Here is a 19,983-nt window from a genome sequence, read left to right on the forward strand (position 1 = left end):
AATGGAAGAAAGAATAGTAACTGGAGACGTCAGAAGTGAAGATTTAGATATTGAAAGCAGTTTAAGGCCGAAAACTTTTAGTGATTATACAGGGCAGGCAAAGGTAAAGGAAAAATTGTCAATATTTATTGAGGCTGCAAAAAATAGAGGTGAATCCCTGGATCACGTTTTATTATATGGACCACCTGGCCTTGGAAAAACAACCCTTGCAAGTATAATTGCAAATGAAATGGGTTCGGGACTTAGAATAACTTCTGGTCCAGCAATAGAAAGACCTGGAGATCTGGCAGCAATCTTAACAAATTTAGGTGAGAATGATGTTTTATTTATTGATGAAATACATAGACTAAATAGGAGTGTAGAGGAAATACTTTATCCAGCTATGGAAGATTATGCTCTGGATATAATAATAGGCAAAGGTCCAAGTGCCAGATCAATAAGAATTGATCTTCCTAAATTTACCCTTATAGGTGCAACAACTAAGGCTGGTATGCTGACATCTCCATTAAGGGACAGATTTGGAGTAATCGCAAAGCTTGAACTTTACGAAGTAAAGGATCTTGCAGCCATTGTTAAGCGCTCTGCTAAAATATTAAATATTGGCATTGATGAAGAAGGTGCCCTTGAAATAGCGAGACGTTCAAGGGGAACACCAAGAATAGCTAACAGGCTTTTAAAAAGAGTAAGGGATTATGCTGAGGTCAGGGGAAATGGATTTATAGATAAAAAAGCAGCAGATGACGCCCTTAATCTTTTAGAGGTTGATAAGCTAGGTCTTGATAATGTAGATAGAAAAATGGTTTTAGCAATCATAAACAAGTTTGCTGGAGGCCCTGTTGGTTTAGACACACTTGCCTATTCAATAGGTGAAGAAAATGAAACAATTGAAGATGTGTATGAACCATATCTTCTACAAATAGGATTTTTAAACAGGACACCAAGGGGAAGAACAGCAACCAGGGCAGCATATGAACATTTTGGAATAAAACATCCCTGTGAGTAAAAAATGGTTGATTTTTCAGTGTTTTTTAAATATCATAAATAGGTATGTAACAACAGCAAGGGGTGAAAAAATGAAGGTACAGGATTTTTACTTTGACTTACCTGAGGAATTGATTGCACAGGAACCACTGACAGAGAGGGATGCATCTAGACTTCTTGTTTTAAACAAGAGAACTGGTGAAATTGAACATAAAATATTTAGAGATATAATCGAGTATTTTAATGAAGGAGATTGTCTGGTGCTAAATAACAGCAGGGTAATACCTGCAAGGCTATTTGGTGAAAAGGAAGGTACAGGTGCAAGAATTGAATTTGTTCTGTTAAAGAGAATAGATAAAAACAGATGGGAGACATTGGTAAAACCAGGGAAAAAGGCAAAACCAGGAACAAGATTTATCTTTGGAAATGGAGAGCTTAAATGCACAGTTATTGAAACAACTGAGGTTGGTGGAAGGATTATAGAGTTTGAGTATGAAGGAGTTTTTGAGGAAATACTGGATAAATTGGGCCAAATGCCTTTGCCACCTTATATAACTAAAACCCTTGAGGATAAAGAGAGATATCAGACTGTCTATTCAAAGGTAGAAGGATCAGCAGCAGCACCAACTGCAGGTTTGCATTTTACACCTGAATTATTAGAAAAAATTGCTTCAAAGGGCGTAAAAATAGTTTATATAACCCTCCATGTTGGCCTTGGAACATTCAGACCAGTAAAGGCGGAAAATATTGAGGAGCACATTATGCATTCAGAATTCTATTGTATTGATGAAGAGACTGCAAAAACTATTAACGAAGCTAAAGCTAATGGAAAGAAAATAATTTCAGTGGGAACAACATCAACAAGAACACTGGAGACGGCTTCAACTGAAGAAGGACAGGTGGAAGCTAAAAGCGGCTGGACAGATATATTTATTTATCCTGGATATAAATTCAAAGTTGTGGATAATCTAATAACTAATTTTCATCTTCCAGAATCTACTGATAATGCTAGTTAGTGCCTTAGCTGGGAGAGAGAATGTTTTAAATGCCTATAACATAGCAGTTAAAGAAGGATATAGATTTTTTAGTTTTGGAGATGCGATGTTTGTAAAGTAGGAGGATTAAAATGGGAGCAGTTAGATATGAGCTAATTAAACAGTGTAAACAATCAGGAGCAAGACTTGGAAGGCTTCATACTCCACATGGTGTTATAGAAACGCCTATATTTATGCCGGTTGGAACACAGGCTACTGTTAAGACAATGACACCTGAGGAGCTAAAAAATATAGGTTCTCAGATTATATTAAGTAACACTTATCATCTTTATTTAAGACCAGGGCATAAGTTAGTTGAAAAGGCAGGGGGACTCCATAAATTTATGAATTGGGATAAGCCTATTTTAACAGACAGCGGCGGTTTTCAGGTCTTTAGTTTAAGTGATTTAAGGGATATTACTGAGGAGGGTGTTACATTTAAGTCCCATCTCGATGGTTCAAAGCACTTTCTTTCTCCGGAAAGGGCAATAGAAATAGAAAATTCCCTTGGAGCAGATATAATTATGGCCTTTGATGAGTGTTTACCTTATCCCTGTGATTATGATTATGCAAAAAATTCCTTACATAGAACAATCAGATGGGCTGAAAGATGTTTAAATGCACACAAAAACACTGAAAAACAAGCACTCTTTGGTATAATTCAAGGCGGTATGTATAGGGATTTGAGAGAAGAAAGTGTCAGGGAAATGGTTAAACTTGATTTTCCAGGATATGCAATAGGGGGATTAAGTATTGGAGAACCAAAACCAATTATGTATGAGGTTCTTGATTGGACAGCACATTTACTTCCAGAAAACAAGGCTAGATATTTAATGGGAATAGGAAGTCCTGATGCTTTGATAGAAGGAGCTATAAGAGGAATAGATATGTTTGACTGTGTTCTGCCAACAAGAATTGCAAGAAATGGAACTGCATTTACAAGCAGGGGAAGGGTAGTCATCAAAAATGCAAAATATGCTGAGGACTTTGGACCATTAGATGCAGAATGTGATTGTTATACATGCAGAAATTACAGCAGGGCATATTTAAGACACTTATTTAAAGCTGAGGAAATCTTAGGACCAAGACTGGTAACTATTCATAATCTAAGATTTTTACTAAGGCTTATGGAGAATGTAAGGCAGGCAATTTTAGAGGACAGACTTTTAGATTTTAGAGATGAGTTTTTTGAAAAATACGGTTATAATGAAAGTAGCAGGAATTTTTAGAGCAAAATACTGCGATAATAAAAATATTTAGGAGGGTTGCAAATGCCACAGGGATTAAATTTTCTTCCCATCATACTTGTGTTTGTTGTTTTCTATTTCTTTTTAATTCTACCAGAAAAGAAAAAACAAAAACAATTAAATGAAATGTTAAATGCTGTAAGAGTAGGAGACGTAGTTCTTACCAGGGGTGGTATAAAAGGAAAGGTAGTATCAGTTGAAGGAGATAATATAGTTCTTCAGACTGGACCAGATGATGTAAAAATTTCTATGCTTAAAATGGCAATAGGACAAGTGCTTGAGAAGGCTGCTGATGTAAAATACAATGATATTAATGAAGAAAGTAAAGTTCAGGAGATTGCAGCAGAGGAAATAGAAGAAAAAAATGAATAAACGTACATAATAAATAGTTCCACCTCATATTAATTAATAGGAGGTGGAATTATGTTTGATAAAGAAAATACACAGGAAAAAAACTATATAATCTACACAAAGGCAGTCAGCAGGGGATTATTAATTTCAATTATACTTATTTTAATATCTGCAATGTTATTTTATTTTACAGATTTAAATGAAAATTATATGAGTTCAGCTGTGTGGATAATAACGATTTTAAGTATTTGCTACTCTGGAATATATGGAGCCTTTAAAATTGGACATAAGGGATATGTTCACGGAGCTTTATTAGGAGCAATTTATATGCTTATTCTGTTTATCGTTGCCCTTTTAGCTGAAAGGGGACAGGTAAATCTTAAAACTTATTTGATTATGTTTGTAATGTCAATAATAATTGGTGGATTATCTGGAATGATAGGAATTGTCTTAAAAAATAAGTAAAGTCTTTCTGAATACTTGTAGAAACTAGGGGCTTATGCTATAATGTTTGTGGAAACTTTGGCCTGTTATACCATGATGTGATATGAATTGCAGATGGCAAATGGGCAGTACTTAGAAGGAGGAGAAGGATATGAAACATATAAGAACTATAAACTCAGGAGCATTAAAGGCAAGTATCAATAAGCCAGGATGCAAAGAATGTGCAAACTCATGTCAGTCAGCTTGTAAGACTTCAGCAACAGTAGCTAACTTAGCTTGTGAAAACAAGTAATTTTATGGCAGTAACTAGGGAGTTACTGCTTTTAAATTGTAACGGGGAGGAAGAATTTTGAAAATTCATAAATACAAACAATGTGACTTAAATGTAGTTATAGATGTAAACAGCGGTGCAATCCATATAGTAGATGACATAGTGTATGATATTTTAGATTTTGTTGATGATAATCAAGTAAATGAAGAAATTATAATAAAAGGTCTTGGTTTTAAATATTCTAAAGAGGCAATTAATGAGGGAATAAAAGAAATAAAGACACTGATTGAGGAGAAGATGTTGTTTACAGATGATCCCTATAAAGAGATGATTGCAAATGATAAAAGCAAATCCTTTATAAAGGCTATGTGTTTAAACATTGCACATGACTGTAATTTAAGATGTAAGTACTGTTTTGCAGATGAGGGAGACTATCATGGAACAAAGCAGTTAATGAGTTTTGAAGTTGGAAAAAAAGCAATCGATTTTGTTATAAAAAATTCAGGACCAAGAAAAAATATAGAGGTTGATTTATTTGGTGGAGAGCCACTGATGAATTTTGAAGTTGTAAAACAGATAATGGAGTATGCAAAGGAAGAGGGAAAAATTCACAATAAAAATATTCGTTTTACAATAACAACAAATGCCACTTTATTGAATGATGAAAATATGGAATATATCAATGAGAATATGGGAAATGTAGTTTTAAGTATAGATGGCAGAAAATCTGTTACTGATAAAATAAGGGTTAGAAGAGATGGCTCAGGAATCCATGATATTATACTTCCAAAAATAAAAAAGATGGTTAGCATGAGAAACGAAGGCAAACAATATTATGTGAGAGGGACATTTACAAGAGAAAACCTTGATTTTTACGAAGATGTTATGGCTTTAGCAGAGGAAGGCTTTAAGGAGATTTCAATTGAACCAGTTGTATTAGATGATGATCATCCCCTTTCTTTAAGAAAAGAAGATCTTGGAGTAATTTTTGAACAGTATGACAAGCTTACTGAAGAGATGATAAAAAGAGAAAAACAGGGTAGGGGTTTTAAATTTTATCACTTTAACATTGATTTAAATGGAGGCCCATGTGTATATAAAAGAATTTCAGGCTGTGGAGCAGGTCATGAATATGTTGCTGTGACTCCTGAAGGAGATATATATCCATGCCATCAATTTGTTGGTAAAGAAGAATTTAAACTTGGCACAGTTTTTCAGGGTGAAATCGATAAAGAGTTAGAAAATCAATTTAAAAACGGCCATATATACAATAAACCAAAGTGCATGGACTGCTGGGCAAGATTTTATTGTAGCGGCGGCTGCCAGGCTAATAACTATAATTTTAACAAGGACATTCATATTCCATATGAAGTTGGTTGTGAAATGATGAAAAAGAGGGTTGAGTGTGCAATAGTTCTAAAAGCTAAGCTTATGGAGGAATAAGATTATGATTAGAAACTATTATGAAAAGCTTCCAAAGATACATGACAAGGCATTTGTTGCTGAAACATCAGACATAATTGGTGATGTTGTAATTGAAGAGGGAGCAAGTATATGGTATAGAGCTGTTCTAAGGGGAGATATAAATAAAATCACTATCGGAAAGAACAGCAATGTTCAGGATGGAGTTATAATTCACTCTGATATGGATGTTGAAACAATTATTGGAGACAATGTTACAATAGGTCATAATGCAATTATCCATGGTGCAAGGATTTCTGATAACTGTTTAATTGGTATGGGAGCAGTAATTTTGAACAATGCATGTATAGGTGAAAACTGCATAATAGGTGCAGGGGCTGTTGTAACAGGAGGGAAAGAAATACCACCTGGAAGCTTAGTATTAGGTGCTCCTGGCAAAGTAGTCAGACCTTTAACAGATGAAGAAGTTGAATCGATTAAAACTTCAGCTAAACACTATTTAGAGCTTATAGATGGATATAGATATAATGGTTGATAAAATAGTGAGGTTTTTCCTCACTATTTTACTAAAGTTTTTTACTCTAGATTTATATATCGAATAGAAAAAAAATAACCGGAAAATATATTAAAGTAAAATCAAAGAAATAATTATTAAATTTTGAAGGAAAAAAGGCGAACAGATAGAATAATAAAAGGGAGTGCTGCCTGTGATAACATTAGAAATGGTTAAACAAAATGAAGAGATAAAAACTTATATAGAATATGGAAATTTACACTTAGGGGCAATGGGCTTTACTGAACATAGTTTCAGACATGCTAATATTGTTTCAAGTATTGCTTCAAGAATTTTAAAAGAACTTGGTTTTTCTGAAAGAGAAGTTGAATTGGCAGCTATAGCAGGTTTTCTTCATGACATTGGCAATGTTGTGAGTAGACATGATCATGGACAAACAGGAGCAATAGTTGCTATGAGGGTTCTAAGGGAATTAGGAATGGATTTTAAAGAAATAGCATTGATATGTGCAGCTATAGGAAATCACGAAGAAGAATACGGGCAGTCAGTAAATAACATCGCTGCAGCATTAATCCTTGCAGACAAGTCAGACGTTCATAGAGGGAGGGTGAGAGATAAGGAAATCGCAACCTTTGATATTCATGACAGGGTAAATTATGCCGCTAAAAAATCTGAGGTTATAGTTAACAAAGAAGAAAAGTTTATTCAGTTGAACATTGAGATTGATACTGAGATATGTCCTGTTATGGAATATTTTGAAATATTCTTAAACAGAATGTTAATGTGCAGAAAAGCAGCATCTTATCTGGGAACTAAATTTCAATTGACAATAAATGGTGCAAGACTGTTATAAATTAAGGAACAATTAGAAAAGTTGACTAAAAATACTACTGGTTGTATAATTAGCATATCACCAATAACATGGGGGGGAAAGTTATAATGAAAAACAAAAGTAAAATTACTTTTATTATAAGCGCATTATTGATAATTTTCTGTGCTTATGCATTATCATCAGGACTTATATTAGGTGATTATCAGATTTCATCTATTGGTAAAGCTTTAAAGCTAGGCCTGGATTTAAAGGGTGGAGTTTATATTGAAGAGGAAATCGTTGATAAAAACGTAGATAAAGACACAATAAACAGAACAAAAGAGCTATTAGAGCTTAGAGTTAATAATCTTGGAGTTTCTGAATCAACAGTAGTTTTAACTAATCAAAATAGAATCAGAATTGAAATTCCAGGGATTTATGATGCAAAAAAGGCATTAGATGTTGTTGGTAAAACAGGTAAACTAAGATTTGTTGGACCAAACAACGATGAAATAATTACAGGTGATGATGTTAAGGAAGCAACAGTTGGTGTTGATCAAAGAACTAATGCACCTGTTGTTCAATTAAAATTAAAGGATTCAGGAGCAAAGAAATTTGCTGAGGCAACAAGCAAATATGTAGGTAAGGTAATAACCATATATATGGACGATGATGTAGTATCAGCACCACAGGTAAATGAAGCTATTCCAAACGGTGAAGCTATAATAAGCGGAAGTAAGGATATAGAAGAAGCGAAAAGGCTTGCAGGCATTATTCAATCAGGTGCTCTGCCAGTAAAACTTCAAGCTGCAACTGTAAAAACAATAGGTGCTTCATTAGGATCAGAAGCTATACCAACCAGTAAGAAGGCAGCTGTAATAGGTATTTTATTAGTTATGATATTTATGGCTCTTTATTATAGAATACCTGGGCTAATTGCCGATCTGGCACTTGCTGTATATATAATGTTAACATTACTGATTTTTGTTGGTATAAATGCCACACTAACGCTGCCGGGAATTGCAGGATTGCTTCTTTCAATAGGTATGGCGGTGGATGCTAACGTACTGATTTTTGAGAGAATTAAAGAAGAGCTTAAGCTTGGTAAATCATTAAAAACAGCTATAGATCAAGGCTTCAGCAGAGCATTTTCATCTATTTTTGATGGAAACATTACAACTTTAATAGCTGCATTTACATTAAATTTCTTAGGAACAGGGTCAGTTAAAGGTTTTGCCCTTACTCTGATTATAGGTGTTCTTTGCAGTATGTTTACGGCAATTACAATTACAAGATTTTTACTTAAGTCCTTTGCAAATACAGGTTGGATTAAGAACACCAAATTCTACGGAGCTTAAGGGGGGGATTTAGATGTTTAAGATAGTGGAAAAATCAAAACTGTGGTTTTCAATTTCTATCGCAATTATTGTGATAGGTATGGCAACATGGGCATTTAGAGGATTAAATCTTGGTGTTGATTTTAAAGGTGGTACAGTTGTAACAATTAGAATAGGAAAAGCCTTTGATATAACAGAAATAAGACCTATTGCGGAGAAATATGATTCCCAGGCTATTGTAAGGGAGATAGAAGGAAATGAAATAACAATTACTGGTCAGAGTTTAACTCAGGAAGAGATTCCGCAATTATTTAGTGAAATTAAGGCAAAATATAATCTTCAGGATAATGACTTAAGAGAAACAGAACATATAGGACCTTCCATCGGAAGTGAAACAAGAAGAAGTGCATTTATATCTGTAGTTGTAGCGGTTTTTCTAATGCTTGTTTATATTTCCTTCAGATTTGAGTATAAATCTGGTGTAGCTGCAATTCTCGCACTGCTTCATGACGTACTTGTAACTATATCTGTGTATGTATTATTACAGATTCCTGTAAATAACAGCTTTATAGCTGCTATGCTTACGATTCTTGGATATTCTATTAATGATACAATAGTAGTTTTTGATAGAATCAGAGAAAATAACAAGCTAGGTAAATATAAAGACTTTACAACTCTTGCTAATGCTAGTATTACACAAACTTTAGCAAGATCAATCAATACTGTTTTAACAACATTGTTTACAATAACTTCAATTTATATTTTAGGTGTTCCATCAATAAAGGAGTTTGCATTACCTTTAATAGTTGGTATATTAAGCGGTACATATTCATCAATCTTTATTGCAACACCTATTTGGATGTTGTGGAAGAACAAAGGGTTAAAAGCATAATTAAAGCCAGCGTAAGCTGGTTTTTTTTTAGACAAAATTTTGCAATACAATTAATTTAGGATTGCACATATTCCATATCTAAATTATAATATATATGTTTTCAATTATACTAAGGGGAACAATGTTATGGAAAAATGGCTTTTAAATAAGAAATTAGACAGTGGTTATTTATTAGGGAAAAACAACTTAATATGTAAAACAGCGGTTCCCAAGGAGCTGAAAAAGGAATTTTCTAAATCTGGATTTAATGATGTATTCAGATTATATAATCCTTTTTTGCTGAAGGATATGGATAAGGCTGTAGATAGAATAGATGCAGCTATTAAAGGCAGGCAAAGGGTTATAGTATTTGGTAATAACGGCATTGACGGAATTTTAAGCACATCTATTATTTACAAGGCATTAATGAAACTTGGTGCAGACGTTAGCTATTATATACCTGATGGTAATTCTGGGGAAAAGGGACTTAGCATAGCAGCTGTGGAGTATGTTAAAAACCTTGCCTATGATGTTATTATTGTTGTAGGGTGTGGTAATAGTTCAGATTATGAAGCTGAATATGCTAAAGCTCTTGGGATGGATGTAATAATAGTGGATTATAATCAGTCAGTTTCAGGAAAATCTGATGCTATTGTTATTAACCCTAATAGAAATGATTGTGAATATCCATTTAAGGATTTAACAGGATGTGGAGTAGCCTTTAAATTCATTCAGGCACTTTGGCACTATTATGGGTTAAATGGATGTGAAGACTTTTTTAGATATCGTTGCAATTGCTTCAATATCTGAAAAAGTTCCTTTGGTAGATGAAAACAAATCTATAGTTAAGTACGGTTTGAAGTTGATTAACAAAACCCAAAGATGTGCAATTAAATCTTTGATTGCAGGATTAGAAGAGCAGGAAAAAATCTCTTCATATGGAATATTTGAAAAAATTGCAAATAAAATAGATATAGCAGTTAAAGTCTGTAATCCCAGAATTGTAGTTGAACTATTTACTACCTGCGATTATTATAAGGCACTGCAAATAGTAAAATATATTGAGCATGAAAATAGAAATTATTTAAAAGTGCAATTTCATGATGGAATTTATGAAGAGATAAATACAAATTATGATTTATGCAGATGCTTTTAAGATTTTTGTTTAATGAGAAATGTGAATGATATATAATATTCTTATCAAAGAAAAACAATCTCTTTGTTTTAGGAGGAATTATAATGGATTTAAAAGAAAAAATCAGAGTCATTGAAGATTTTCCTAAGGTTGGAATCAGTTTCAAAGATATAACTACTATTCTGGATGATGGAGAAGCATTTAAATACACAATAGATAGCTTAATTGATTTAGTAAAGGATGAAAAAATTGACATAGTTGTTGGACCAGAGGCAAGAGGATTTTTATTAGGTGCTCCTATTGCATATGCTTTAGGAATTGGATTTATTCCAGTTAGAAAGCCAGGAAAGCTTCCTGGTGATACTTTAAGATATGAGTATGCTCTGGAATACGGTAATGATGCTTTAGAAATACATAAAGATGCAATTAAACCTGGACAGAGGGTTCTGATAGTTGATGATTTGCTAGCAACAGGTGGAACAATAGCTTCAGTTGCTAAATTAGTTGAACAGCTTGGTGGAGAAGTTGTTGCAATGAATTTTGTAGTTGAACTCACAGGGCTAAAGGGAAGAGATAAGCTTGAGGGCTATAAAGTTAATTCCCTAGTTCAATATGAATTTTAATATCTTTATTACACTTATATAATGATTGTCGAAAAAATTTGCAAAATGATACAAATTAATATATAATAGTAAAAAATATGGCTGGTAGTGTTACCAGCCATATATTGTAATTTTAAGGAAAGAGGGCTACTATGCTTGAAAGGTTACTGAATAAAATTCAGGAGTACAAACTAGATGTAAATATTGATTTGATTAAAAAAGCATATTATATAGCTGAAAAGGCACATGTCAATCAATTTAGAGATTCAGGTGAGGCTTATATAGTTCATCCTGTTGAGGTTGCCTGTATTCTTGTTGAAATGGGTCTTGATACAGATACTATTTGTGCTGGTCTTCTTCATGATGTCGTAGAGGATACTGAGTATACCTATGAGGATATAAAGCTAGAGTTTAACGAGCAGGTTGCAAATCTAGTTGAAGGGGTAACTAAACTTGGGAAAATTGAATATAAGACTAAGGAAGAACAACAGGCAGAAAATATGAGAAAAATGCTTATAGCTATGGCTAAGGATGTAAGGGTTATACTTATAAAGCTTGCAGACAGGCTACATAATATGAGAACTTTAAAGTATAGACCAGTAGAGAAGCAGAAGTCTACTTCCCAGGAGACAATGGATATTTTTGCACCCCTTGCCCATAGACTTGGTATTTCTAAAATAAAGTGGGAGCTTGAAGATTTAGCATTAAGATATTTAAAGCCAGAGGAATATTATGATTTAGTTAATAAAATCCAAACTAAGAGAGCCGAAAGAGAAAAACTCATCGTTGAAATTGTAAATACATTAAAATCAAATCTTAAAATGTCAGGTATAGAAGCTGATATAGACGGGAGACCAAAACATTTTTACAGTATTTATCGAAAGATGGTTTATAAGAATAAAACCTTTGATCAGATTTTCGATTTACTGGCAATCAGAGTTATTGTAGATACGGTAAAAGATTGTTATGCAGCACTTGGAATCGCACATACATTATGGAAACCAATACCAGGAAGATTTAAAGATTATATAGCTATGCCAAAACCCAATATGTATCAATCTATACACTCAACTGTGATTGGGCCAGGAGGTCAGCCCTTTGAAATACAAATTAGAACCTGGGAAATGCATAGGACAGCAGAATATGGTATTGCAGCCCATTGGAAGTATAAAGAAGGTATTGAGGAAAGTGATATTGAAGATAAGCTAAAGTGGCTAAGGGAAATTGTTGAAATACAAAGGGAGGCCAAGGACCCAACAGAATTCATGGAAACCGTTAAGATGGATTTATTCACTGATGAGGTCTTTGTATTTACTCCAAAGGGTTCTGTTGTTGATTTACCGGTAGATGCAACACCTATTGACTTTGCATATAGAATACACACAGATGTAGGAAATAAATGTATTGGTGCTAAAGTTAACGGAAAGATGGTGCCACTTGATTATAAACTTAAGACAGGGGAAATAGTTGAAATAGTTACTTCAACAACATCAAAGGGACCAAGCAGAGATTGGCTTAATATTGCAAAAAGTTCACAGGCAAAAAGTAAGATAAGACAATGGTTTAAAAAGACTTTTAAAGAAGAAAACGTAGAAAAGGGCAAGGAAAGTATAGAAAAAGAAATAAAAAGGCAGGCTCTTTCCTACTCTGAAGCCATGAAGGGCGAATATATCGATGTGGTTTTAAAGAGGTTTAACTATAATCAGCTTGAAGATTTATATTTATCTGTTGGAAGTGGTGCAATAACTGCTCAGCAGGTAGTTTTAAGAATTAAGGAAGAAATAAGAAAACACGAAGGAATAAAAGAACCAGATTGGAGAGCTTTAGAGAGACAGCAGAACAGGCGAAAGCATAAACCAGAAAACAAGAAGCCTGGAGTTGAAATAAAGGGTGAAAAGGACATTTTGGTGAGATTTGCTAAATGTTGCAACCCTGTTCCTGGAGATGAAATAATAGGATTTATAACTAAGGGCAGGGGCGTTTCCATTCATAGAAAAGATTGTTCAAACTTCAGCTATCTTGCTGCAAGTGAGCCGGAAAGGGTAGTTGAGTCTAGATGGACAGGAGACCATAATACTAACTTCCTTGCTGAAATTCAGATTGAAGCTCAGGATAGACACGGTCTATTAGCAGAAATAACTATGGCTATTGCAAATTCCAAGGTTGAAGTCAGGGGTATAAACGCAAGAACAAATAAAAATAACGAAGCTATAGTTTCCCTAACCTTACAGGTAGTTGATATAGAACAGCTTGAAAAGGTTATGAAGGAGTTCAGGAAAGTACCTGGGGTTGTTGATGTTTATAGAAATAGAAGCTAAGGAGTGGAGAATATGAGAGCTGTTGTACAAAGGGTGAGCAAAGCAAGTGTTAAAGTTGATGATAAAATAGTAGGTGAAATTGGCAAGGGACATGTTGTTTTACTTGGAATTGAGGATGCAGATAATGATGAGGATATTAAATACCTTGCTGAAAAGATTTGTAACCTTAGGGTTTTTGAAGATGAAGATGATAAAATGAATTTGTCCCTTATGGATGTTGAGGGAGAACTTCTTGTTGTATCACAGTTTACTCTGTATGGTGATTGCAGAAAGGGCAGAAGGCCTAATTTTATGATGGCTGCTAAACCACAATATGCAGAAGAGATGTATTTAAAATTCGTAGATGAGTGCAAAAAATACGTAAACAAGGTAGAAACAGGACAATTTCAGGCAATGATGGATGTTGAACTGGTGAATAATGGACCAGTAACACTTATCTTAGATAGCAAAAAAAATTTTTAAGCGTGCAGTCATGCACGCTTTTATTTATTTACATCCCTCTCAGGACTATTCCATTTTCCTGAGTTCTCAAGGCTCCCAAATAGTCCTTTTATAAAAGTTGAAACTACTAAGAAAGCTCCAACAGAGAAGAAAATTAAAGGATACCAGGGAATCCAAAAAATACTCTTAATCAGGCTTTTATCGTAACGAAGATTAATAAAAATTGCGATTAGCATTTGAAGAACACAAATAAAGCAGAGAATTGAGGCAGTCCATCCAAATAGATTTACAGGATTGTGATTTCTTATGACAAATAAAATAATATCTATGGAAAAAACAATAACAAAACAGAAGGCCCATAGATAAGCAGCAACAGTTTCGAGATAAATCGTCCAAAGTTTTTTATTTTCTTTTTCAGTAAATACAGATTTATGGGTTCTTAAAAGATGCCATCCACCTAAAGCCCATCTTTTTCGCTGTTTAATATACTCTTTGAATTTCGTTGGTACTTGTATATATGCAATAGCTTCTGGCTGAAACCAGATTTCATAGGACAATCTTTGAAGTTTCCATGATACGTCAATATCCTCAGTAGCGGTATAGGATGAAAATCCCCCTACATTCTTCAAAGCTGATGTACTATAAAGAGTAATGCATCCAGAGACAGTGAAAATTTTTCCCCAAAATGACTGGCATCTTTTTATTAATCCGATTATAGACATAAATTCAGCAGTCTGAAACTTACTTAACAGATTAGATCTGTTTAACGGTAAAGGGTTGCCAGTAACTGCTGCAAGTTTTGTATTAAAGTAGAATGGAGCCACCAGCCATTTTAAAGATAGATTTAACAAGATTGTATCAGCGTCAAGAACTAAAACAAATGGAGTATTGACATAAGACAGGGCTTTGTTTAGTGCCCCAGCTTTTCCAAGATTTTTTTTTAATGATAACAAATGAAAATAGGCTATGTCCCCTATGAATTCACTGATGATATTACTGGTAGCATCACTACTGGCATCATCAATAAAGATTACCTGGTAATCTAAATAGTTAAGATATCTTAGCCTTTCACAGGTTTTTCTTATAACAGCTTCCTCATTATGACATGGTACCAAGATTGTTACCGGAGGCCAGTCTTTGATTTCATTTAGATTTAAGGGGGCTTTATTTTCAAAGTTTGACCAAAAATATATACCACCTACTATCCAAACTATACTCATTATAAGGGGATAAACAAAAACAAAATAGGAAAGATACTGATAGATAGAATATAAAAACATGCTATTCCTCATCATTATCTTCAATTGATGTTAACGCCAGAAGAAGCTCGCCATATAATCCCTTATCGATGATATTTTCTATTAGTCTTGGTGTTAGTATAGAGTTTTTTTCTACTATAATATTTCCTGATGCGTCGCAAAGATTCTTTTTTAGTTGTTTGCCTAAAAATAATGAAGTATCTATTTTATCCCATCTATCTTCAATTGAATCTAACTTAATATTCTCCTCAGTATTAACATCACATTGTTGATTATAATCAAAATTTTTAGGATAATTGTTCTCATATTTTATAATAACATCTTCTATATCTTTGCAGAAATCCTTTTCTAGTCGCTCTATATGATTTCTTGCTTTAGAGTAGAAATTATTTAAAATCAGCCTTAGATCATGTTCATATCCATAGAAGTATTTGTATATATTTTCTTTAAATTGCGAAGTTTCTTCAACTGTTTTGTCTATCAATTCCTGTCTTTCTTTTTCAGCCTTCTCTATTATTTGTTTAGCTTCATTCTGGGCATTTAGTTTAATTTGTGAAGCAGTCTGCTCAGCTGTGACTAATGCTGATTTTATATATTTTTCCTGATTTGTGTAATCTTCCAGTAATTCTTTACATTTTGTAAGTTCATTTTTCAACTTTTCGTTTTCTGCAATTAGGTTGTTAATAAAAGAATTAACTTCCTCAATTGAATAACCTTTTAAAGTCCTGTTGAATTTAGTGGTAAATTGATTTACAGAGTTACTCATATTTTTTTATCCTCCTTTAACTTAGCTGAGGCATTTTTGCCTTCAATATTTATTACTGAAAATAACTTTTTAAGCTCATGTTCTGAGGCTTTTTTTATTATTGCCGGTGTGGATTCATCTTTTATAAGATGCCTTAATATGCTGACTGCAACTGGAATATTTCCCTTTTTAACTTGAATAAGGGCATATGATATTAAATATTCTGCTGGATATTCGCTTAAATCATGTTTTTTGATTTGTTTATTATTAAGTTTCGGAAAATTTTCTGTTGAACAACTAAGTTCAGATAAATAACTTGTCCAATGTTCACTGACAAACTCACAAGATTTCTGATAGTATTTAGTTTTCACTTTAAATATGTGTTTACTACGTATTTTAAATATAATGGCTGTGATTAAAATCCATAAAATCGATAGTGCAATAGTAAGGATTGTATTTATTACTTTCTGAGGTATAAAAAGTTCGTTGTAGATAAATTTGCCAAGAAGCCACCATATTGTAGAAATAAATATCCAGCATATCAGAAAGCTTATGAAAATCCATAGAATTGAAGTTAAAGCTTTAATAAATGTTTTCTTAAAGAAACTCAAATCAAACACCATGCCTTAGAAAAAATTTATATTAATTTTATTAATACAATATGCTGCTAAACCTTTATTGATGATAAAAACTTTTAATTTCGAAAATAATTTGTGATATCAGTCAAAAAAATTTGCATATAATCTACAAAGTACAGATAAAAGTTTAGGGGATATGTATGAAAAGTTGTTTTAAATTCCTGACATTAACACTCCTTATTTGTCTGATAATTTTTTTTAGTTCATATAAGAAAACTGTCAATCATTATAATGACATTGAATTAAATGGAAGTGGATGTTTAATATTGTGCTATCACAGGGTATTGCCTAAGGATTATTCAACAAAATTGTTTTATAAAATAGTTACGAAATATACAGATGATAATGAACTCAATATATATTCTGTTTTGGGAGAGGACTTTGAGAATCAGATTAAATTTTTAAAGGATAATGGGGCTAATTTTTTAACTCCAGATGAGCTTAAGTTTTACATTTCTAATAAAATAACTATCCCTGAAAAGAGTGTAATCATAACCTTTGATGATGTTGATGAGAGTGTCTATAAAAATGCTTTTCCAATTTTGCAGAAAAATAAAATACCCTTTACTTTGTTTATTATTACTGGGAGAGTTGGGGATAAGAATTTTAAAGGATTGAGACTATGTGATTGGGATATGATTAAAGAGATGTATCAGTCAAATCTGGTAACTGTGGGAACCCATACTCATAACATGCATTATTTAGATAAAAAAAACAATCCCCCCTTTATAAAAACAGAAAATGTAAATCTTTTCGTAGAGGATACTATTAGGTCACAAGAAACAATCAATAATTATCTAGGATTTTCTCCAAAATATTTTTCATATCCTTACGGTTTTGGAATCCCTGAAACTGATGAGAAAATTCTTAAAGTAGGATTTGAGCTAATATTTACATTAAATCCTGGTATTGTTAAATCTGATGACCCTAGTTTCTGTATAAAAAGGGTATTAGTTAATAAATATACCTGGTCAGATATTGAGAAGTGGGTTTTAAACAGAAAATAATTTGCAAGTGTTGTAAAAGGTTACCTAGGCATAATTTGAAAAGGAATAGAAGAAAAAGAAAATAGGAACACTAAATCCTGAAGATTAAAAATTAAGGAGTGAATTTAATGAAAGAAGAGATGTTTTGTTATCAATGCGAGCAGACCATTGGAGGAAAGGGATGTACAAAACTTGGTAACTGCTCTAAGGATCCAGAGGTGGCTGCACTTCAGGATTTGCTTATATATCTACTAAAGGGAATAGGATTTTATGGACAAAAACTTATAGAAAAAGGCATGGTAATTGATGATGAAACCCATAAATTTATGATGGATGCCTCTTTTTCTACCCTTACGAATGTTAATTTTGATTCAGAGAGATTTGTTGAATATTTAAGAACAGCAGATAAGATTAAAGAGGAATTGAAAACAAAGGCTAAAGACATATGTAATGAAGTACCAGAAGCAGCTGAGTATAAGCTTCCAGCTACAAAGGAAGAAATGTTAAGAGATGCTGTGAAAGCCGGAATAATGTATGATCAGACCCTTGATGCAAACATCCGATCCTTACGAGAAATGCTTATCTATGGTATGAAGGGTATGGGAGCATATGCACACCATGCACATGTACTGGGTTTTAATGATGTGGAAGTAAATAACTTCTTCTATAAAGGGTTTGCTGCTACAATTGATAAAAAACTAGGTGTTGATGATTTACTGGCTTTAATAATGGAATTCGGTCAGGTTAATTTAAAGTGTATGGAGCTTTTAGATAAAGCTAATACAAGCTCATATGGTAATCCAGTCCCAACTGAAGTTTTGATTACAATGAAAAAGGGTCCTTTCATTGTTGTTTCAGGCCACGATTTAAAGGATTTAAAGGAACTCCTAGAGCAAACTGAAGGTAAGGGAATTAATATCTATACCCATGGAGAAATGCTGCCTGCCCATGGATATCCTGAGCTTAAAAAATATAAACACTTAATTGGAAATTTTGGTGGTGCATGGCAGGATCAGCAAAAGGAATTTGATGGACTACCAGGATGTATTCTTATGACAACTAACTGTTTAATGAAGCCAAGAGATTCCTATACAGATAGATTGTTTACAACCAGCATAGTTGGATGCCCTGGAATTTCCCACATAAAAGAGGTTAATGGTAAAAAAGATTTTTCCCTTATCATAAATAAGGCATTACAGTTAGGTGGCTGGCCTGAAGATGAACAAGAGAAAAAAATTATAGTAGGTTTTGGACATAATGCAGTTTTAAGCAATGCAGGAAAGATTGTTGAAGCAGTAAAAAATGGAGCAATCAAACATTTCTTCCTTGTAGGTGGATGTGATGGAGCTAGACCTGGAAGAAATTATTATACTGAATTCGCTCAAAAAACGCCGCCAGATACATTGATTTTAACCCTTGCCTGTGGTAAATATAGATTCAATAAAATGGATTTTGGAAAAATTGGCGAATTCCCAAGATTATTAGATGTTGGTCAATGTAATGATTCCTATTCAGCTATAAAGATAGCCCTTGCATTGGCAGAGGCATTTAATTGTGGAGTTAACGATCTGCCATTATCTTTAATACTATCATGGTACGAACAAAAGGCAGTTTGTATTTTAATCACATTACTTTCTCTCGGCATAAAAAACATCTATTTAGGGCCATCTTTACCAGCATTTATATCCCCTGATGTACTTCAGGTATTAATTGATAAATTTAATATTAAACCAATTTCAACCCCAGAGGATGATTTAAAAGTTATTTTAGGACAATAGAATTAAAGTTAGCCACCCAAAGATAAAAACATCTCTGGGTGGCTTTTTTATGAAGGGGAGATAGTCAAAAATATTAATAATATTGAAAAGATGCTGTATTAATATATAATAATAACTGTACGCTAAAATGTAATTATGATTTAAGGGGTGGTAGCAGTGATTTTGGAGGTTTTTCCATTAGGTGCATTTCAATCAAATTGTTATATTGTAGCAGATGAGGACTTAAAGGAAGGTATATTGATAGATATAGGTGGAGATCCTGATACAATTTTAAAAAGGTGTGAAAAATTAGGGATAAAATTAAAATATATCCTACTAACCCATGGACATGGGGACCATATTGCTGGTGTAAAAGAGGTTAAGGATAAAACTGGGGTGAAGGTGCTTTTACATAGGAATGATGAATATCTTGTAAAGGGTGCAAATGCAGAGCTTAGCAGGTTATTTACTTCTATCCATCCATTTGATATCGATATATATGTTTGTGAAGGGGATAAATTTAAAATAGGAGAAATGGATATTGAGGTGATAGAAACACCTGGACATACTCCAGGAGGAGTCTGTTATAAAATAGGAGATATAATTTTCACAGGAGATACAATCTTTAATGGTTCTATTGGAAGAACAGACTTTCCATTCGCCAGTCATGAGGAGCTTGTTCTATCAATAAAAAATAAGATAATGAAATTCTCAGATGAAACAAAATTATATCCAGGTCACGGTCCCTATACTACAGTTGGCTATGAGAGAAAATATAACCCATTTCTTTAGTGAATAAATGAGGTATATGTGGGTAAC

At 33.3% G+C, this 19,983-nt stretch carries 21 protein-coding genes and 1 pseudogene; 19 read left to right on the plus strand and 3 right to left on the minus strand.

Annotated elements, in window-relative coordinates:
- Position 1: 1 nt before the first annotated feature.
- The 16 genes and pseudogenes from ruvB (at position 2) to dtd (ending at position 13,800) form a co-directional block, all read left to right on the plus strand.
- A complete protein-coding gene (gene ruvB / locus Q428_RS00890) occupies positions 2-1,003 on the plus strand; it encodes a Holliday junction branch migration DNA helicase RuvB (protein WP_035377329.1) in 1,002 nt (333 codons plus the stop codon).
- Between the two features lie 70 nt (positions 1,004-1,073).
- A pseudogene (gene queA / locus Q428_RS00895) lies at positions 1,074-2,097 on the plus strand (tRNA preQ1(34) S-adenosylmethionine ribosyltransferase-isomerase QueA).
- 10 nt (positions 2,098-2,107) lie between these two features.
- Entirely contained in the window at positions 2,108-3,244 is a 1,137-nt protein-coding gene (gene tgt / locus Q428_RS00900) for a tRNA guanosine(34) transglycosylase Tgt (protein ID WP_035377330.1), read from the plus strand.
- A gap of 42 nt (positions 3,245-3,286) precedes the next feature.
- Positions 3,287-3,634, plus strand: a complete 348-nt coding sequence (yajC, locus tag Q428_RS00905; RefSeq protein WP_084478010.1) for a preprotein translocase subunit YajC — start codon at positions 3,287-3,289, stop codon at positions 3,632-3,634.
- A 51-nt stretch (positions 3,635-3,685) separates the two neighbouring features.
- Positions 3,686-4,078 carry a TIGR04086 family membrane protein gene (locus tag Q428_RS00910; RefSeq protein WP_035377332.1) on the plus strand — a complete coding sequence of 131 codons (393 nt, stop codon included), beginning with the start codon at positions 3,686-3,688 and terminating at the stop codon, positions 4,076-4,078.
- A 130-nt stretch (positions 4,079-4,208) separates the two neighbouring features.
- Complete coding sequence (gene scfA, locus Q428_RS00915; protein ID WP_035377336.1) at positions 4,209-4,349, plus strand: six-cysteine ranthipeptide SCIFF; 141 nt, start codon at positions 4,209-4,211, stop codon at positions 4,347-4,349.
- Between the two features lie 54 nt (positions 4,350-4,403).
- Positions 4,404-5,771: a thioether cross-link-forming SCIFF peptide maturase gene (gene scfB / locus Q428_RS00920; protein WP_035377338.1), complete on the plus strand. Its 1,368-nt coding sequence runs from the start codon at positions 4,404-4,406 to the stop codon at positions 5,769-5,771.
- Between the two features lie 4 nt (positions 5,772-5,775).
- The gene (locus tag Q428_RS00925) at positions 5,776-6,285 is read left to right on the plus strand and encodes a gamma carbonic anhydrase family protein (protein WP_035377339.1); all 510 of its coding nucleotides are present in this window, start codon (positions 5,776-5,778) and stop codon (positions 6,283-6,285) included.
- Between the two features lie 172 nt (positions 6,286-6,457).
- Positions 6,458-7,117, plus strand: a complete 660-nt coding sequence (locus tag Q428_RS00930) for an HD domain-containing protein (protein ID WP_479723631.1) — start codon at positions 6,458-6,460, stop codon at positions 7,115-7,117.
- An 86-nt stretch (positions 7,118-7,203) separates the two neighbouring features.
- Complete coding sequence (gene secD / locus Q428_RS00935) at positions 7,204-8,433, plus strand: protein translocase subunit SecD (RefSeq protein WP_035377341.1); 1,230 nt, start codon at positions 7,204-7,206, stop codon at positions 8,431-8,433.
- 13 nt (positions 8,434-8,446) lie between these two features.
- Positions 8,447-9,304 (plus strand): protein translocase subunit SecF, encoded by an 858-nt coding sequence (gene secF, locus Q428_RS00940; protein WP_035377342.1) that lies wholly within the window; start codon positions 8,447-8,449, stop codon positions 9,302-9,304.
- A 126-nt stretch (positions 9,305-9,430) separates the two neighbouring features.
- Positions 9,431-10,093 (plus strand): DHH family phosphoesterase, encoded by a 663-nt coding sequence (locus tag Q428_RS00945; RefSeq protein ID WP_035377344.1) that lies wholly within the window; start codon positions 9,431-9,433, stop codon positions 10,091-10,093.
- The gene (locus Q428_RS00950) at positions 10,050-10,439 is read left to right on the plus strand and encodes a DHH family phosphoesterase (RefSeq protein ID WP_035377346.1); all 390 of its coding nucleotides are present in this window, start codon (positions 10,050-10,052) and stop codon (positions 10,437-10,439) included. The genes Q428_RS00945 and Q428_RS00950 overlap by 44 nt, the downstream gene beginning before the upstream one ends.
- Positions 10,440-10,522: 83 nt before the next feature.
- The gene (locus Q428_RS00955) at positions 10,523-11,041 is read left to right on the plus strand and encodes an adenine phosphoribosyltransferase (protein WP_035377348.1); all 519 of its coding nucleotides are present in this window, start codon (positions 10,523-10,525) and stop codon (positions 11,039-11,041) included.
- Between the two features lie 131 nt (positions 11,042-11,172).
- The gene (locus Q428_RS00960) at positions 11,173-13,338 is read left to right on the plus strand and encodes a RelA/SpoT family protein (RefSeq protein WP_035377350.1); all 2,166 of its coding nucleotides are present in this window, start codon (positions 11,173-11,175) and stop codon (positions 13,336-13,338) included.
- A gap of 12 nt (positions 13,339-13,350) precedes the next feature.
- Positions 13,351-13,800, plus strand: a complete 450-nt coding sequence (gene dtd, locus Q428_RS00965; protein WP_035377351.1) for a D-aminoacyl-tRNA deacylase — start codon at positions 13,351-13,353, stop codon at positions 13,798-13,800.
- A 20-nt stretch (positions 13,801-13,820) separates the two neighbouring features.
- Here the strand turns inward: dtd and Q428_RS00970 are convergent, their stop codons facing one another.
- The 3 genes from Q428_RS00970 to Q428_RS00980 all read right to left on the minus strand — a co-directional run bounded on the left by Q428_RS00970 (position 13,821) and on the right by Q428_RS00980 (position 16,394).
- Positions 13,821-14,999: a glycosyltransferase gene (locus tag Q428_RS00970; protein WP_242847736.1), complete on the minus strand. Its 1,179-nt coding sequence runs from the start codon at positions 14,997-14,999 to the stop codon at positions 13,821-13,823.
- A gap of 61 nt (positions 15,000-15,060) precedes the next feature.
- Entirely contained in the window at positions 15,061-15,804 is a 744-nt protein-coding gene (locus tag Q428_RS00975) for a DivIVA domain-containing protein (RefSeq protein WP_035377353.1), read from the minus strand.
- Complete coding sequence (locus Q428_RS00980) at positions 15,801-16,394, minus strand: hypothetical protein (RefSeq protein ID WP_035377355.1); 594 nt, start codon at positions 16,392-16,394, stop codon at positions 15,801-15,803. Before Q428_RS00980 ends, Q428_RS00975 begins: the two co-directional genes overlap by 4 nt.
- 167 nt (positions 16,395-16,561) lie before the next feature.
- On the opposite strand from Q428_RS00980, the gene Q428_RS00985 reads away from it, so the two are divergent.
- The 3 genes from Q428_RS00985 to Q428_RS00995 all read left to right on the plus strand — a co-directional run bounded on the left by Q428_RS00985 (position 16,562) and on the right by Q428_RS00995 (position 19,956).
- The gene (locus Q428_RS00985) at positions 16,562-17,428 is read left to right on the plus strand and encodes a polysaccharide deacetylase family protein (protein ID WP_035377356.1); all 867 of its coding nucleotides are present in this window, start codon (positions 16,562-16,564) and stop codon (positions 17,426-17,428) included.
- A 107-nt stretch (positions 17,429-17,535) separates the two neighbouring features.
- Entirely contained in the window at positions 17,536-19,185 is a 1,650-nt protein-coding gene (hcp, locus tag Q428_RS00990) for a hydroxylamine reductase (protein WP_084478013.1), read from the plus strand.
- Between the two features lie 156 nt (positions 19,186-19,341).
- Positions 19,342-19,956 (plus strand): MBL fold metallo-hydrolase, encoded by a 615-nt coding sequence (locus tag Q428_RS00995; RefSeq protein WP_035377357.1) that lies wholly within the window; start codon positions 19,342-19,344, stop codon positions 19,954-19,956.
- The last annotated feature ends 27 nt before the right edge of the window (positions 19,957-19,983 follow it).

This window comes from Fervidicella metallireducens AeB (assembly GCF_000601455.1).
GTDB classification, from domain to species: Bacteria; Bacillota; Clostridia; order Clostridiales; family Caloramatoraceae; genus Fervidicella; species Fervidicella metallireducens.

What these genes read in the sequence shown, in the direction of transcription:
- ruvB (WP_035377329.1), top strand. Translation starts at nt 2, where the DNA reads ATGGAAGAAAGAATAGTAACTGGAGACGTCAGAAGTGAAGATTTAGAT.
- tgt (WP_035377330.1), top strand. Translation starts at nt 2,108, where the DNA reads ATGGGAGCAGTTAGATATGAGCTAATTAAACAGTGTAAACAATCAGGA.
- yajC (WP_084478010.1), top strand. Translation starts at nt 3,287, where the DNA reads ATGCCACAGGGATTAAATTTTCTTCCCATCATACTTGTGTTTGTTGTT.
- Q428_RS00910 (WP_035377332.1), top strand. Translation starts at nt 3,686, where the DNA reads ATGTTTGATAAAGAAAATACACAGGAAAAAAACTATATAATCTACACA.
- scfA (WP_035377336.1), top strand. Translation starts at nt 4,209, where the DNA reads ATGAAACATATAAGAACTATAAACTCAGGAGCATTAAAGGCAAGTATC.
- Q428_RS00925 (WP_035377339.1), top strand. Translation starts at nt 5,776, where the DNA reads ATGATTAGAAACTATTATGAAAAGCTTCCAAAGATACATGACAAGGCA.
- secD (WP_035377341.1), top strand. Translation starts at nt 7,204, where the DNA reads ATGAAAAACAAAAGTAAAATTACTTTTATTATAAGCGCATTATTGATA.
- secF (WP_035377342.1), top strand. Translation starts at nt 8,447, where the DNA reads ATGTTTAAGATAGTGGAAAAATCAAAACTGTGGTTTTCAATTTCTATC.
- Q428_RS00945 (WP_035377344.1), top strand. Translation starts at nt 9,431, where the DNA reads ATGGAAAAATGGCTTTTAAATAAGAAATTAGACAGTGGTTATTTATTA.
- Q428_RS00955 (WP_035377348.1), top strand. Translation starts at nt 10,523, where the DNA reads ATGGATTTAAAAGAAAAAATCAGAGTCATTGAAGATTTTCCTAAGGTT.
- Q428_RS00960 (WP_035377350.1), top strand. Translation starts at nt 11,173, where the DNA reads ATGCTTGAAAGGTTACTGAATAAAATTCAGGAGTACAAACTAGATGTA.
- dtd (WP_035377351.1), top strand. Translation starts at nt 13,351, where the DNA reads ATGAGAGCTGTTGTACAAAGGGTGAGCAAAGCAAGTGTTAAAGTTGAT.
- Q428_RS00970 (WP_242847736.1), bottom strand. Translation starts at nt 14,999, where the DNA reads ATGAGTATAGTTTGGATAGTAGGTGGTATATATTTTTGGTCAAACTTT.
- Q428_RS00975 (WP_035377353.1), bottom strand. Translation starts at nt 15,804, where the DNA reads ATGAGTAACTCTGTAAATCAATTTACCACTAAATTCAACAGGACTTTA.
- Q428_RS00985 (WP_035377356.1), top strand. Translation starts at nt 16,562, where the DNA reads ATGAAAAGTTGTTTTAAATTCCTGACATTAACACTCCTTATTTGTCTG.
- hcp (WP_084478013.1), top strand. Translation starts at nt 17,536, where the DNA reads ATGAAAGAAGAGATGTTTTGTTATCAATGCGAGCAGACCATTGGAGGA.